The organism is Streptomyces sp. NPDC127119 (genome assembly GCF_042677425.1).
In the GTDB taxonomy this organism is placed as follows: domain Bacteria; phylum Actinomycetota; class Actinomycetes; order Streptomycetales; family Streptomycetaceae; genus Streptomyces.
The window spans coordinates 1-15,867 of the sequence record NZ_JBHXTO010000094.1 but is presented as its reverse complement, the minus strand read 5'-3'; the positions used below and the strand labels follow the sequence as shown (position 1 = coordinate 15,867).

Here is a 15,867-nt window from a genome sequence, read left to right as displayed (position 1 = left end):
GCGTGTCCGTCCCAGCCCACCGAAGCCGCAACCGCACACCGGAACACGTTCGGAGAGATCATGTCCCTGTGGCCCGTCTACACGGGTGCGAGCGAGCCCCACGACGGCATCGCCGAGCTGCCCGCGCCGCCGCCCTGGCGCGACTTCGACGGCGGACCGGAGCTGGCGACGCCCGCCGAGGACGACGACGCCTCGGCCACCTCCCCGGACCGCCGGCACCGCGCCCGCACCTACCGCGCCACGGACCGCGCCGTGCAGCTCGTCAACGCGGCCCTCTATCTGCGCAGGCCCCTCCTGGTGACGGGCCCGCCGGGCAGCGGCAAGTCGAGCCTGGCGTACGCCGTGGCGAGGGAGCTGCGGCTCGGCCCCGTCCTGCGCTGGAACGTCACCAGCCGCACCACGCTGCACGACGGGCTCTACCAGTACGACCCGCTGTCCCGCCTGTACGCGGCCGCACGCGACGCCCGCCCCGGCGGTGAGGCCCCACCGGACTCCGTCCTGCCGAAGGACAGCGAGCTGCAGGACCATCTGCGGCTCGGCCCGCTCGGCACGGCACTCCTCCCGTACGGCCGACCGCGGGCCCTGCTGATCGACGAGATCGACAAGAGCGACCTGGACCTGCCGAACGACCTCCTCAACATCCTGGAGGAGGGCCAGTACGAGATCCCCGAGCTGGTCCGCTCCGCCCGGCACACCCCCACGGCCGAGGTCATGATCGACGGCACGGACGAGCGGGTCGGGGTCTCGCGCGGCCGGGTCCGCTGCCGGGCCTTCCCCTTCGTGGTCCTCACCAGCAACGGCGAGCGCGAGTTCCCGCCCGCCTTCCTCCGCCGCTGTGTCCGCCTCGAACTCCACCAGCCCCGCGCCGCGCACCTGGAGCACATCGTCCGCGCCCACCTGGGCGAACCCGACGAGAACGCCCGTGACCTGATCGAACGCTTCCTGTCCCGCGGGACCGAGGGCGAACTCGCCACGGACCAGCTGCTCAACGCGATCTACCTCACGGGCGTGGCGGGCCTCGACGCGTCGTCCCGGGACGAACTGGCCGAGCAGCTGATGCCATATCTGAGCCGGTCGGGAGAGGAACCGGATGCGTTCTGACCGGGGCGCGGACGCGGACGAAGGCGGGAGCGCGGGCGCCGCGTTCCTCGCCGACGTACTGGCCCGGGCATCGGGCGCCCCGCAGCCGACCTCGGTGGAACTGGCCGAACTCCTGTGGCTGGCGGCCCACATGCCATCCCCGGAGCCCACCACCCCACCCACGCCCGCACCCACCCCGGACGACCCGAGCCTTCCCGCTCCCTCCGCCCCCACCCGCCCAAGGGGCGCGGGGAACGGCGCGCCCAGCGCCGACGAACCCGCACCCGACCCCCCACCCCGCACCGCCCCAGACCCACCCGACACCCTCGTCCCCCTTCGGCTGCCAGGCAGGCGCACCCCCGCAGCCGCCCCGCAGGGCCCGCGCCGGGACGGACGTCCGGAGGAGGCCCCGCCTCCGAACGGCCCGTACACGTCCCTCCTGGCCCCCGCACCCCCGATGCTCCCCCACCCCCTCGGACTGCAACGAGCCCTCCGCCCCCTCAAGCGAAGCGTCCCCGCGCCGGTCGGCAGGGAGCTGGACGAGGCGGCGACCGCCCACCGCATCGCCCGGCTCGGAGCCGCACCCCAGTGGTGGCTGCCCGTGCTGCGGCCCATGGCCGAGCGATGGCTGACGCTGCACCTCGTGCACGACACCGGCCCGACGATGCCCGTCTGGCGCCCGCTCGTCCGCGAACTGCACGCGGCACTGGCCCAGTCGGGCATCTTCCGCACGGTGGAACTGCACCGGCTGGAGGCCGACGGCACGGTACGCCGCCCCGGCTCGCAGGAGTCGTTCGCCGACGGGCGTACGGTCACCCTCCTGCTCAGCGACTGCATGGGTCCGCAGTGGCGGGACGGCCCGGCGGGCACCCGCTGGTACGGCACACTGCGCCGCTGGTCGGCCCGGATGCCGGTCGCCCTGGTACAGCCGCTGCCGGAGCGCCTGTGGCGCACGACCGCACTGCCGGCCACGACCGCGCGGATCACCGCGCCGGGACCGGCGGCACCCAACTCGGCGTACGACGTGGACTCGTACGCGCTGGCCCCGTACGCGCTTGAGGGTCTGCCGCGCGGTCTGCTGCCGCTGCCCGTGCTCGAAGCGTCGGCGCCCTGGCTGGGGAACTGGTCGTCCCTCGTGGCGGGCGGCGGCCGACTGCCGGCCGCCGTCGCCCTGTTGGGCTCCGGGCCGCCGCTCGCGCCGGTCGACGAGAGGGGCCGCAGCGATGTCGAGCGGCTCTCCCCGGAGGAACTGCTGCTGCGCTTCCGCTCCCTCGCCTCGCCGGAGGCCTTCCGGCTGGCCGGTCATCTCGCGGTGGGGCCGGTGGAGTTGCCGGTCATGCGGCTGGTCCAGGCGGCGGTCGAGAAGAACCCGCGCCCGCAGCACCTGGCCGAGGTGATCCTCAGCGGCGCGCTCGTCGCGGTCCCGGGGGCGGCCGGTTCGTACGTGTTCCGGCCGGGCGTACGGGAGCTGCTGCGACGCACCCTGCCGCGCTCGGCGTACGGCCGGACCTCCGAACTCCTGGCCCGGATCGGCGCGTTGATCGACGAGCGGGCCGGACTGTCGGCCGGCGAGTTCCGCGTGCTCGCCCCGGGCGGCGGGGGCACGGGCCCCGGGGGCGGGCCGGCCGCGGGCGAACCGTTCGCGGCGGTGCGGGAGGAGTCCGTACGACGCATGGGCGGCCCGCCCTCGAAGAGCGCCGCGGGGCTGGTGCTCGGCAGGTATCGGCCCGTACGCCGCCTGGGGCCGGGCAAGCGCGTCATGGAGGCCCAGGACACCCGGCTCGACCGGACGGTCGCGGTGCACCGGTACACCGTCGCACCGGAGCGGCGGCAGGGCTTCCTGGAGGCCGCGCGGGCCCTCGCGGGCGTGGAGCATCCGCAGGTGACGGCCGTGTACGACTACGGCTTCGAGGACGGCACCGCCTACCTGGTCACGGAGTTCGTGGACGGACTCACCGTCGGGGAACTGACCGCCGAGGGCGGCTTCCAGCTGCCCTTCACCCTGCTCGCTCCCCTGGCGCAACAGGTCGTGCAAGGTCTGCAGGCGATGCACGGACACGGCGTCGTACACGGCGGAGTCACCCCTCACTGCCTGCTGCTGTGTCCGGACGGCACCGTGAAGGTCTCGTCCTTCGTGCCGGGAGCGGACCGTACGCGGGGCGAGTCGAAGGATCTGGCGGATCTCGGACACCTGCTGCGCGAGCTGGCCGAGGGGGAGCCACCCGGTGAACTCGGGCGGCTTCCGCGTGAGTTCCGGTCACGGTTCGACGACGCCGTCCGGCCTCTTGTCTCCACGGACCTGGCGACCCAGCGACGCGGCCGGGACCTCTTCCGGACCCCGTCCTTCTCCCAGCTGCTGGACGCCGTCAGCGCGGACCAGTACCGCTATCGGCTGCTGGGCCCCGTACGGATCAGCCGGGGAAGCCGGGCCCTGCCCGCCGGCTCCCCGCGGGAACAAGCTCTGCTGAGCATGCTGCTTCTCCGGCACGGCCGGACCGTGACGTACGACGAACTGACGGCCGGCCTGTGGGGCCTGCGCCCTCCGCAGCGCGCCGGGCGCCTCCTGGCCACGTACGCGAGCGGGCTGCGCAGCATCCTCGGTCCCGGAGTCGTGGCCACGACCGCCGACGGATACGCCCTGTACGCGGTTCCGCACACCATCGATGTGAACCGCTGCCAGGTACTCGTCGCCACAGCGAAGTCCCTCCGGGACGCCGGGGAGCCGGCCGAGGCCCGCGACGCCGTCCAGCACGCGATCGACCTGTGGGGCGGCCACCCTGTCGACGAGGTTCCCGGGCCCGCCGCCGAGGCGACCCGCACACGGCTGCGCGCCCTGCGCCTCACCCTCTGTGTCACGCGCGCCGAACTCGACCTGGAACTGGGCCGGTTCGAGCGCGCGGCCACCGACCTCGGCGAGCTGCTGCGCGACCACCCCGAGCGCGAGGACTTCCGGCGTCTGCACATGCTCGCCCTCAAGGGCCAGGGCCGCATCGCCGAGGCCATCGACTCGTACGAGGCGTACGAGGAGCTCCAGGACCGGCAGTTCGGCGAGCCGAACCTCACCCTCCTCGAGCTGTACCGCGAACTGCGCGCCGCCCCCGACGACAGCCGGCCGACCGTCACCATGGAGTTCACGGACTCAGGCGGCCACCGGGGCGCCCACAGCACGCTCTCCCACACCATGGCCTGGCTGCTCTCGCTGAGCGGTCTGACCTCCGACCAGTACGACATGCAGGCCGTCGACAACGGCTACCTCGTCCTCGTCGCCCCCGGGGCGTCCGTCCTGGACGTGCTGAACGCGACCCTGCGCGATCTGCCGGACATACTCCTGGAGGTGCCGGACCCGCCCAGGATCCGGCTGACGTTCTGGCACACCGCGCGCCCTCCCCGTACCACCCCTCCGCCCCCTTCCTCGGAGCAGTCGGACATCGCCGTGGTCGTCTCCCCCGTCCTCTACGAGGAACTGACGAGCGGTGACGTGCCGGTGGGCCCGGTCCACTTCCGGCCCCTGCGTCCGGGGGCGGGCGACGGTCCGCCCCTCGCCTGGTCCTGCAGCCTGGACATCCCGGACCGCGCCCCGGACCCGCCGCCCGGACAGCGCGACCTGGTGCGCGGCCCGTTCAGCACCCGTCGCCGGATGTCGATCCCCCTCCCCGAGCCCGGCCGCACCGCCGTGGTGTTCCAGCCCCCCGACGGCGCACCGGCCCTCTTCGACCCCGACGGGTTCGCCGGCACGCCCACCTCGGGGCCCCGCCTCACGTACTACGAGGTCGACCTCACCACGCAGCAGGCCGCCCACGAGTTGTCCCTGCCCGGTTCCGGCGGCGGCGCGTTCGCCGCGTCGGTCGAGTTGTCCTGGCACGTCGAGGACCCGGTGGCCTTCGTGCACGGCGAGACCGCCAACGTGTCCGAACGCCTTCTGGACCACCTGCTCAGGGAGGCGCGCCGCATCACGCGCCGCCACCCGCTCCGCCGCGCGGGCGCGGCCCAGCACGCCCTGCACAGCGGGCTGCGCACGTGGCCGGTGCCCGGCCTCTCGGTGGCGTGCTCGATCCGCCTCACCCCGGAGGGCGAACCGCAACCGCCCACGGCCCCCCGCCCCACCCACCGCCCGGAGGCCGCTCCCCCGCACGGGACCACGTCTCCGTCCGGGTCCACCTCACCGACCGAGACCGCACGACCGTCCGAGACCGCACCGCCGTCCGGGTCCGCCGACCGACCGGAGCCCACACCCTCCTCGCCCGCCCGGCAACCCGCGACCACCCGGCGGGCCGCCGCCGCGCGGCCGGAGGACGCCGCCGCGGCCCTCATGGAGAGCCCCTGCGTGCTCCTCGGGTTCGACGGGCCCCTCGTCCGGCTCTATACGAGTGACGCCGAGAAGCAGGTCACCAGAGAGCTCGCCGCACTCCTCGCCGAGCTGCGGGACCCCGGGGCCGCGCTGCGGGGCGAACCGCTCTCCTCGCACGGCGGGCCCTCGCAGCCGCTGGAGGGGCGCTCCAACCCGCTCGACCTGCTGCGCGCCTTCGCGGACCATCCGCTGGGCGCGGACCTGCGCCGGCGGCTCAACCGGATCGAGGAGCGGGCCGTGTCGACCGCGGCGTCCACCCCGTTCTCGGACGCCCTGATCACCACGCTCAGCTCGCTCGGGCGGCGTACCGCGGTCGTCGCGGACAACGCGCCCGGTGCCGTCTGGAAGTACCTGCACTCCCACGGCCGGCTGACCGGCCTGGTGACCGGTGGAGTGCACGGCCGCGCGGACGACCTCACCCTGCTGATGCCGGACCCCGACTGCCTCCTGCGCGCCCTGGACCATCTCGGCGTGCCGGCGAAGGACGCCGTACTGGTCGGTTCGTCGGTCGCCGAACTGACCGCGGCGCAGGCGGTGGGCCTGCGTTTCCTCGGCTACACCCGCTCCGAGGGGCACAGGCAGCGCCTGGTCCGCGCGGGCTGCGGGGCGACCACGGCCTCGTGGGCCCCCCTGCTCCGGTCCCTCCCCCACACCTGAACCCCCTCCGGCGCCCGCGAAGACCACCCGTCCAGCCGCACCCCGCCCGGCCCACCCCGAAAGGCGACACCCCGTCAGTTCCCGCACGATGCGTAGGAGGACCGCCGCCCGGTGGAGTCCCACGGTCTGTGCTCTCGGGAGGACCCGCCATGACCGCCAGCCTGGAGCAGTTGCGCCGCTGCCATTTCGCCGTCGACCTCGGAGCGGCGAGAACGCGCGTCTTCGTGAAGGGCGCCGGGCTGATCGTCGACCAGCCCAGCGTCGCCGCGGTGAACACGAGGACCGGCGCCCTGATCGCGGTCGGCGAGTTCGCCGAGAAGATGACGGGCCGTACCCCCCACTACATCCGTGTCGTACGCCCCGTCTCGGGCGGCACCGTCGTCGACATCGAGATGGCCCAGCGCATGCTGCGCCAGCTCCTCGGCGACAAGGTCCGCCGCACCCTGCGCCGCAAGCCCCGGCTGCGGGCCGCCGCCTGCACCCCGCACGACTCCGACCCGCTGGCCCAGCGGGCCACGGTCGAGACGCTCGTCGGTCTGGGCGCGCGCCGCGTCGAACTGGTCGACACGCTCATCGCCGCCGGAGTCGGCTGCGGACTGCCCGTGGAACGCCCCGAAGCCACCATGATCATGGTGTGCGGGGCCGCCGCCACCCAGGTCGCCGTGCTGTCCCTCGGCTCGATCGTCACCGCCGAACGCATCCCCGTGGGCGGCGAGGCCATCGACCACGCGATCGTCCAGCACCTGCGCCACCACCACGAGTTGATGCTCCCCTCGCAGTCCGTACGCCCCCTGCAGCTCGCCCTCTCCGGGAACGGGCTCACCTCGCAGGGGCCCACGTCCACCGAGATCCACGGCCGGGACGTGGCCACCGGCCTCGCCCGTTCCGTACAGGTCGACACGGCCGCCGTGCGCGACGCCATCCAGACCCCGCTGACCGCCGTGCTCGACGGCATCGGCAAGGTGCTGCGCGTCTGCCCGCCCGACCTGGTGGCCGACCTCGTGGACCGCGGGATCATGATGGTCGGCGGCAGCGCGCTGCTGCCGGGCCTCGACCAGATGCTGCGGCAGGCGACGGGCATGCCGGTGCACATCGCCGAACGGCCCGACGTGTGCGCGGTCCTCGGCCTGGGCGCGATGCTGGAGGGCCGGATCGAGCCCCTGGTCCTCGACCCGACGGGCGGCTGAACACCCGCACCCACCCCGTCGGCACGCACCCCGCCTGCACGCAACCCCCCGAGCCCCCACCACCGCGGCACCCATGACGGAACCCACGCCCACGGACCCCACGGACCCCGGGGAGCCCTCCTCCCAGGGGCTCCCCCTCCTCCCCCTGCCCCGCCTCCTCGAAGCCGTCCTCGGTGTCGGCAGCGATCTCGAACTGCGCGCCACGCTCCAGCGCATCGTGGAGAACGCGGCGGCGCTGACCGGCGCCCGGTACGCGGCGCTGGGCGTGCTCGCGCCCGGCGACAACGGCCTGGCGGAGTTCTGCACGACCGGACTGCCGGAAGCCGAACGGGCCCGCATCGGGCATCCGCCCAGCGGACGCCGGGGCCTGCTCGGCGCGCTCCTCCACGAGGCCGTGCCGCTCAGGCTCACCGACCTGACCACCGACCCGCGCGCGTGCGGCATCCCGCCCGGCCACCCGGGGATGCGCAGCTTCCTCGGCGTACCCCTGCTCGTACAGGACGAGGTGTACGGCACCCTGTACCTCACCGAGAAGCGCGGCGGACCCTTCACCGCCGAGGACGAGCAGATGGCACGGCTACTGGCCGCGCAGGCGGGCATCGCGATCGGCAACGCCCGTCTGTACGAGACGGCCCGTCAGCGGGAGCGCTGGATCGACGGCGCGGCGGCGGTGACGACGGCGCTGCTCACCGGCGAGGCGGCGGCCGACGCGCTGATGACGGTCGCCGAGCGTGCCCGCGTCCTCGCCGACGCGTCGGCCGGGGTGATCCTCCAGCCCACGGACGAGGGCGGCATGGAGATCGTCACGGCGTCGGCGCCGGCCGGCCGGGACGGCCTGATCGGCACGACCATCGCGCCGGGCAGCGCGGTCCTGGAACAACTCCTCGGGGGCGAGCCGGTGTTCCTGGACGACTCGGCGACCGACGCGCGCATGACGACTCCCGTACGGGTCCGGTTCGGGCCCAGCATGATGCTGCCGCTCCAGGCCGGGGGCCGGCTCATCGGCACCCTCGCCCTGCCGCGCCGGCGCGGTGATCCCCCGTACAGCCCGGCGGAGAAGCTGCTGGCCACGCAGTTCGCCTCGCAGGCCGCGCTGGCGCTGGTGCTGGCGGACGCACGGCAGCGCCGGGAGCGGCTGGCGGTCTTCGAGGACCGCGACCGGATCGCCCGTGACCTGCACGACCTGGTCGTCCAGCGGCTCTTCGCCACCGGCATGATGCTGGAGTCCACGCAGCGCCGCGCCGCCGCGGAGGAGCGGGAGGCGGAGGTCCACGCGACGATCGGCCGGGCCCTCGACGAACTCAGGTCCACCGTCCAGGAGGTCCGTACGGCGATCTTCGCGCTGCAGCAGCCGCCCGCGGACGCCCCGACCAGCTTCAGGGGCAAGGTGCTCCGCGAGACGGCGGGCGCGGCGGCGGTTCTCGGCGTCCAGCCGTCGGTCCAGTTCACGGGACCGGTCGACAACCGCGTCCCGGACACGGTGGCGGGGCACCTCCTCACGGCCCTGCGAGCCGCCCTCGCCACGGCGTCGCACCGGGCCGGCACGACCCGTGTCGCGGTCACGGTCGACGCGACGGCGAGCCTCCCGGACGGCCGCCCGGCGGTGCGCCTGACGGTCTCGGACGACGGCACCCCGGACACCCCCGCCCGGCGGGGAACCACGACAACGTGGCAGGCCCCTCTCTGACGCTCACAGATCAGAAAGCCGTCCACGGTCACCGGTCGGACGCGAACACGGCGCACGAGGGCCACCAGAGCCGCCGGTCCGGTACACCCCGACCGATACACGACTGCGGCGACGGCTGCGGCGACTCCGGCTCCGGCTCCGGCTGCTCACGGCGGGCCCTGGGCCGGACACGCGCCGAGGGCGAGCACGAGGCAGCCCGACCGTCCACGAGCGCCCTGCCCCGCGGCAGCTCTCCGGGGCCGTCACCCACGTCCGTGCCCACCCCGGTGCCCACCCCACCGGCTTCACCCAGAGGGGGCCGCGACGGGCACCGGGAAGGCTTGTTGAGCAAGGCCGGACGGGCGGCTCCGCGAGGCCCGCGCGATGAGGTGGCGTGGGCCGTTCTGTGGACGGGCCGATGAGTGCGTGGCCCTGTCTCTTCTAAGCCGCGAGGAGGGTCCCAAGGACACCTCAACTCGCCTGATCCTCCAGCGACGTTGCTGGTCAGATCGTTTCTCCACGCGTAGCGTTGGTGGGGCGGGTGGGACTCGAACCCACGGCCGGCGGATTATGAGTCCGCTGCTCTAACCGGCTGAGCTACCGCCCCATTACGGCGCGTCGCGCACATGTGTGCGCGCCGTCTGCCGCAGCATAGCCGCTCATACGATCTCCTGCTTCGGATGGTCGACTTCGCCTGCCCTCTAGGACCTCACCTGGGGCGCAGCGGTTCCCGCGGCCATGAAAAAGGACCCCGATGGGCTTCATGGGGTCCTCGTTCGCACTGCTCTCCCGACTGGACTCGAACCAGTAACCTGCCGGTTAACAGCCGGCTGCTCTGCCAATTGAGCTACGGAAGATCGAAGCTCCCCCGACTGGACTCGAACCAGTAACCTGCCGGTTAACAGCCGGCTGCTCTGCCAATTGAGCTACAGGGGATTGCCTCGTTCGCATCGAACGTAGCTCCCTGGGTATTCGCCAGAGGGCGTGCGCTCGCTGCGACACATACATTAGCGCAAGCAGGGGGGTGCTTCGCCAATCGGTAACCCGCCTGCGACCGACGCCGCCGTAAAGGACCGATCAAGAGGAAGGGTGGCCCCATGCGCTACCGGCTCACGTTCGTCGTCGGACTGGCTCTGGGATACGTGCTCGGCACACGCGCCGGGCGCGAGCGCTACGAGCAACTGAGGAAGACCGCCCGGCAGGTCTCGCAGAACCCTGCGGTGCGCAACACCGCCGAATCGGCGGCCCTGCAGGGCCGGCAGTTCGCCGGGAAAGCGTTCCACGTGGTGAGCGAGAAGGTCGGTGACCGGGTCCCCGACTCGGTCTCCGAGCGGGTCCGCTCCCTGCGCGACCGCAACGCGAACGGCACCCGCACAGAGGACGACTGGGGCACCAGCAACACCTAGCACCACCTCTCCGGCACGGGCCCGGCGTCCCCACCTGAGGGGCGCGGGGAACTGCGCGACCAGCCACGACGCCCCCGCAGACACACAGCCGGGCGCACCCCACCGCCTCCCACGGCCCGAGCCAGCGCAGCGATACGGCAGAATTTCCGCCATGGGGATAGTCGCCGGGCTGGACAGTTCGCCCGATTTCACACGCATCGTCGTCTGCGACGCGGACAGCGGAGCCGTACTCCGGCAGGGGTATGCCCCGCATCCGCTGGACGGCGCCGCGGAAGGCTCCCGTCCCTCGGACGTCGACCCGCAGGCCTGGCTGCTCTCCCTGGGCGAGGCCGCGGGCGGCGGGCTCCTGGAGGGCGTCCAGGCCATCGGTGTGTCCGCACAGCAGAACGGGCTCGTCCCGGTGGACGGCCAGGGCAACACCGTCCGTCCCGCGATGGTCGGCGGGGACAAGCGCGCCCAGGTCGCCGCCGCCGATCTCGTCGACGCGCTCGGCGGCCGGGAGGCCTGGGCGCAGGCCGTGGGCTCCGTACCGCAGGCCGCCCAGCCCGTGACGAAGCTCCGGTGGCTGGCGAGGACCGAACCCGAGGCGGCCGCGCGCACCGCGATGCTGTTCCAGACGCACGACTGGCTGGTGTGGCAGCTGCTCGGCAGGCCCGCCCGCCGGACCACCGACCGGGGCGGCGCCTCCAGCACCGGTTACTGGTCGGCGGCGACCGGCGCGTACCGGCCCGATCTGGTGGAACTGGCGCTCGGCCACCAGGCCCTGCTGCCCGATGTGCTCGGGCCGTGGGAGGCCGCGGGGACGACGCCCGAGGGGCTGCTGATCTCGGCGGGCACGGGCGAGACGATGGCGGCGGCCTTCGGGCTCGGCATCGGCCTCGGGGACGCGGTGGTGTCGCTCGGCGCCTCCGGTTCCGTGATGGCCGTCCACCACGAGGCGCTGGTCGACTCCTCCGGGATGATCACCTCGCTCGCGGACGCGACCGGCATGCACCTCCCGGTCGTCACCACGCTCAATGCCGTACGGGCCCTGCGCGGGGCCGCCGAGCTGCTGGGCGTACCGGATCTTGAGGCGCTGTCCGATCTGGCGATGAAGTCGACGCCGGGCTCCCACGGGCTGGTCATGCTGCCGTATCTGGAAGGTGAGCGGACGCCCAATCTGCCGCACACGGCCGGCACGCTGGCCGGGCTGCGGCGCGAGTCGATGAAGCCCGAGCATCTGGCGCGGGCCGCCTTCGAGGGCATGCTGTGCGGTCTCGCCGACGCGCTCGACGTGCTGCGCAAGCGGGGCGTGGAGGTACGGCGGATCTTCCTGCTGGGCCAGGCCGCGGAGCTGAGCGCGGTGCAGGCGTGCGCGCCCGCGCTGCTCGGTACGCAGATCGTGGTGCCGCAGCCCGCGGACTACGCGGCGATCGGCGCGGCCCGGCAGGCCGCCTGGGCGCTCGGTGTCCAGCAGGGCACGATCCAGCCGGGTCTGCCGCCGGTCTGGCAGGGCGCCGCGGCGCAGGTCCTGGAGCCGGGCGAGGAGCTGGCGGTGGGGCAGGCGGTGCGGCAGCAGTACGTGTCGGTGCGCAACCAGACGCACCCGGGCGCCTTCCGGTCCTGAAGCGGCCCCCGGGGACCCGGTGCCGCGAGGTGTCTCGGGCGGCCTACGACTTCGGACCGACACCCGCTCCGCTCTTGGCCCTCTCTTGGGTTAATCAGTTGAGGTAACACGGGGGGAGTGTCCGACGATGGGGGCCAAGGGCAACCAATCGCCCCGCCGCCGACCCCGAGAGACCCAGCGTGCTCATAAGACTTCTGCGTACCTATCTCACGCCGTACAAGAAACCCATCGGCCTGCTCGTCCTCCTGCAGTTCCTGCAGACCTGCGCCACGCTCTTCCTGCCGACCCTGAACGCCGACATCATCGACAACGGTGTCGTGAAGGGCGACACGGGTTACATCCTGTCCTTCGGCGCCCTGATGATCGGCATCTCGCTGGCGCAGGTCGTCTGCAACATCGGCGCCGTCTACTACGGCGCCCGTACCGCCTCCGCGGTCGGCCGGGATCTGCGGGCCGCCGTCTTCGACCGGGTGCAGTCGTTCTCCGCGCGTGAGCTGGGCCACTTCGGGGCGCCGTCCCTGATCACCCGGACGACGAACGACGTCCAGCAGGTGCAGATGCTGGCCCTGATGACGTTCACGCTGCTGGTGTCGGCGCCGATCATGTGCGTGGGCGGCATCGTGCTGGCGCTCGGCCTGGACGTCCCGCTGTCCGGCGTGCTGCTCGCCGTCGTGCCGGTGCTCGGGATCGCGGTCAGTCTCATCGTGCGCCGGCTGCGGCCGCTGTTCCGCACGATGCAGGTGCGTCTGGACACCGTGAACCGGGTGCTGCGCGAGCAGATCACCGGCAACCGCGTCATCCGTGCCTTCGTGCGCGACACGTACGAGGAGGAGCGCTTCCGCAAGGCGAACACCGATCTCACCGAGGTGTCGCTGGGGACCGGGCGGATGCTGGCACTGATGTTCCCGATCGTCATGACGGTGGTGAACGTCTCGTCGATCGCGGTGGTGTGGTTCGGCGCCCACCGGATCGACAGCGGCGGAATGCAGATCGGCGCGCTGACCGCGTTCCTCGCCTATCTGATGCAGATCGTGATGTCCGTGATGATGGCCACCTTCATGTTCATGATGGTGCCGCGCGCGGAGGTGTGCGCCGAGCGCATCCAGGAGGTCCTGGAGACCTCCAGCAGCGTGGTCCCGCCGAAGGCTCCGGTCCTGGAGCTGCGGCGGCACGGCCATCTGGAGCTGCGCGGGGCCGGGTTCCGCTACCCGGGCGCCGAGGAGCCGGTCCTTCGGGCCGTCGACCTGGTGGCGCTGCCCGGCGAGACGACCGCGGTGATCGGTTCGACCGGCAGCGGCAAGTCGACCCTGCTCGGTCTGGTCCCCCGGCTGTTCGACGCGACCGACGGCGAGGTGCTGGTGGACGGCGTCGACGTCCGCACGGTCGAGCCGCGGCTGCTGGCGCGCACGGTGAGCCTCGTACCGCAGAAGCCGTATCTGTTCGCGGGGACGGTGGCCACCAACCTGCGGTACGGGAATCCGGACGCGACCGACGAGGAGCTGTGGCACGCGCTGGAGGTGGCGCAGGCCAAGGGGTTCGTGGAGGGCCTCGAGAACGGGCTCGACGCCACGATCGCGCAGGGCGGCACGAACGTGTCCGGCGGTCAGCGGCAGCGGCTCGCCATCGCCCGGACCCTCGTACAGCGTCCCGAGATCTATCTCTTCGACGACTCGTTCTCCGCCCTCGACTACGCGACGGACGCGGCGCTGCGTGCGGCGCTCGCGCGGGAGACCGCCGAGGCGACCGTCGTGATCGTCGCCCAGCGGGTGTCGACCATCCGCGACGCCGACCGGATCGTGGTCCTCGACGAGGGCCGGGTCGTCGGGACCGGCCGCCATCACGAGCTGATGGCCGACAACGAGACCTATCGGGAGATCGTGCTCTCGCAGCTGACGGAAGCGGAGGCAGCCTGATGGCCGGGCCCATGGGGCGCATGATGGCCGGGTCGGGACCCGACCATCACTCGATGGATTTCAAGGGTTCCGGCAAACGGCTGCTGGCGCAGTTCAAGCCGCAGCGCGCCACGCTGTACGTGATGCTCGCCGCCGTGGTCTGCAGTGTGGGCCTGTCGGTCCTCGGGCCGAAGATCCTGGGGCGGGCCACCGACCTGGTCTTCGCCGGGGTCGTCGGACGGGAGCTGCCCGCCGGGCAGTCGAAGGCAGAGGTGCTCGCGGCGATGCGGGAGCGCGGCGACGGCGGGATGGCCGACATGCTCTCGGGCACGGACTTCACCCCGGGCCAGAGCATCGACTTCGACGCGGTCGGCGAGGTCCTGGGGATCGCCCTGGTGGCGTTCCTGCTGGCCGGCCTGCTGATGGCGATGGCGACGCGGCTGGTGAACCGGGCCGTCAACCTGACGATGTACAAGATGCGCGAGGACGTGCAGACCAAGCTGTCGCGGCTGCCGCTCTCCTACTTCGACAAGCGTCAGCGCGGTGAGGTCCTCAGCCGCGCCACGAACGACATCGACAACATCGGGCAGACCCTCCAGCAGTCGATGGGCCAGCTCGTGAACTCGCTGCTGACCATCGTCGGCGTGCTGATCATGATGTTCTACGTGTCGTGGCTGCTCGCGCTCGTCGCGCTGATCACCGTGCCGCTGTCGTTCGTCGTGGCGACCCGGGTGGGCAAGCGCTCACAGCCGCACTTCGTGCAGCAGTGGCGGACCACCGGCAAACTCAACGCGCACATCGAGGAGATGTACACCGGGCACACCCTGGTGAAGGTCTTCGGACGGCAGGACGAGTCGGCGGCGCAGTTCGCCGAGGAGAACGACAAGCTGTACGAGGCCGGATTCCGGGCGCAGTTCAACAGCGGGGTCATGCAGCCGCTGATGATGTTCGTGTCGAACCTGAACTATGTGCTGGTCGCGGTGGTGGGCGGGCTGCGCGTCGCGTCCGGCTCTCTCTCCATCGGTGACGTCCAGGCCTTCATCCAGTACTCCCGGCAGTTCTCCATGCCGCTCACGCAGGTCGCGTCCATGGCCAACCTCGTGCAGTCCGGGGTCGCCTCGGCGGAACGGATCTTCGAACTGCTGGACGCCGAGGAGCAGGAGGCCGACCCGGTGACGGGGGCGCGGCCGGAGGAACTGCGGGGCCGGGTGGCCCTTGAGGGAGTCTCCTTCCGGTACGACCCGGAGAAGCCCCTCATCGAGGACCTGTCCCTGTCGGTGGAACCGGGCCACACGGTCGCCATCGTGGGCCCCACGGGCGCCGGCAAGACCACGCTCGTGAACCTGCTGATGCGCTTCTACGAGACCACCGGCGGCCGGATCACCCTCGACGGCGTCGACATCGCCACGATGTCCCGCGACGAACTGCGGGCCGGTATCGGGATGGTGCTGCAGGACACCTGGCTGTTCGGCGGCACGATCGCGGACAACATCGCGTACGGGGCCTCGCGCGAAGTCACGCGCGGGGAGGTCGAGGAGGCGGCTCGGGCGGCCCACGCGGACCGGTTCGTACGGACACTGCCCGACGGGTACGACACCGTCATCGACGACGAGGGGGCGGGGGTCAGCGCCGGTGAGAAGCAGCTCATCACGATCGCTCGGGCGTTCCTGTCCGATCCCGTGATCCTCGTTCTCGACGAGGCGACGAGTTCCGTGGACACGCGGACCGAGGTGCTCATCCAGAAGGCGATGGCGAAGCTCGCGCACGGGCGTACGTCGTTCGTGATCGCTCACCGTCTGTCGACGATTCGCGATGCCGACACGATTCTCGTCATGGAGGACGGGGCGATCGTGGAACAGGGCGCCCACGCGGACCTGTTGGCGGGGGGCGGGGCGTACGCCCGCCTGTACAAGGCGCAGTTCGCACAGGCGGCGGTGGAGGTGGACTGACCTAGTCTTCCGCCCCCGCCGCCCCTACCCGTTCCCGTCACTGTGTCCTCAAACGCCGGACGGGCTGAAAATCAGC

The 15,867-nt window shown here is 72.4% G+C and carries 8 protein-coding genes and 3 tRNA genes; 8 read left to right on the top strand and 3 right to left on the bottom strand.

Annotated features, from left to right (window positions below; genetic code table 11):
* Positions 1-60: 60 nt before the first annotated feature.
* The 4 genes from ACFVH5_RS30675 (at position 61) to ACFVH5_RS30660 (ending at position 8,959) form a co-directional block, all read left to right on the top strand.
* Entirely contained in the window at positions 61-1,101 is a 1,041-nt protein-coding gene (locus ACFVH5_RS30675) for an AAA family ATPase (RefSeq protein WP_384808613.1), read from the top strand.
* Entirely contained in the window at positions 1,091-6,085 is a 4,995-nt protein-coding gene (locus ACFVH5_RS30670; protein ID WP_385836958.1) for an SAV_2336 N-terminal domain-related protein, read from the top strand. The genes ACFVH5_RS30675 and ACFVH5_RS30670 overlap by 11 nt, the downstream gene beginning before the upstream one ends.
* 149 nt (positions 6,086-6,234) lie before the next feature.
* Positions 6,235-7,272: a rod shape-determining protein gene (locus ACFVH5_RS30665; RefSeq protein ID WP_385836956.1), complete on the top strand. Its 1,038-nt coding sequence runs from the start codon at positions 6,235-6,237 to the stop codon at positions 7,270-7,272.
* Between the two features lie 73 nt (positions 7,273-7,345).
* Positions 7,346-8,959, top strand: coding sequence for a GAF domain-containing protein (locus ACFVH5_RS30660; RefSeq protein WP_385836955.1), 1,614 nt, complete (start codon positions 7,346-7,348; stop codon positions 8,957-8,959).
* 509 nt (positions 8,960-9,468) lie between these two features.
* On the opposite strand, the gene ACFVH5_RS30655 is transcribed toward ACFVH5_RS30660, so the two are convergent.
* From ACFVH5_RS30655 to ACFVH5_RS30645, 3 genes are all read right to left on the bottom strand, one after another.
* Positions 9,469-9,545 (bottom strand) — tRNA-Ile (locus ACFVH5_RS30655).
* A gap of 177 nt (positions 9,546-9,722) precedes the next feature.
* Positions 9,723-9,795: transfer RNA gene (locus tag ACFVH5_RS30650), tRNA-Asn, on the bottom strand.
* A gap of 6 nt (positions 9,796-9,801) precedes the next feature.
* Positions 9,802-9,874: transfer RNA gene (locus ACFVH5_RS30645), tRNA-Asn, on the bottom strand.
* Positions 9,875-10,035: 161 nt separating this feature from the next.
* On the opposite strand from ACFVH5_RS30645, the gene ACFVH5_RS30640 reads away from it, so the two are divergent.
* The 4 genes from ACFVH5_RS30640 (at position 10,036) to ACFVH5_RS30625 (ending at position 15,791) form a co-directional block, all read left to right on the top strand.
* A complete protein-coding gene (locus ACFVH5_RS30640; RefSeq protein WP_384808607.1) occupies positions 10,036-10,344 on the top strand; it encodes a YtxH domain-containing protein in 309 nt (102 codons plus the stop codon).
* 151 nt (positions 10,345-10,495) lie between these two features.
* Complete coding sequence (locus ACFVH5_RS30635) at positions 10,496-11,950, top strand: FGGY family carbohydrate kinase (protein WP_384808605.1); 1,455 nt, start codon at positions 10,496-10,498, stop codon at positions 11,948-11,950.
* Between the two features lie 179 nt (positions 11,951-12,129).
* Entirely contained in the window at positions 12,130-13,863 is a 1,734-nt protein-coding gene (locus tag ACFVH5_RS30630; protein ID WP_385836954.1) for an ABC transporter ATP-binding protein, read from the top strand.
* On the top strand, positions 13,863-15,791 hold the full coding sequence (locus ACFVH5_RS30625; RefSeq protein ID WP_385836953.1) for an ABC transporter ATP-binding protein: 1,929 nt from the start codon (positions 13,863-13,865) through the stop codon (positions 15,789-15,791). The genes ACFVH5_RS30630 and ACFVH5_RS30625 overlap by 1 nt, the downstream gene beginning before the upstream one ends.
* Positions 15,792-15,867 lie beyond the last annotated feature (76 nt).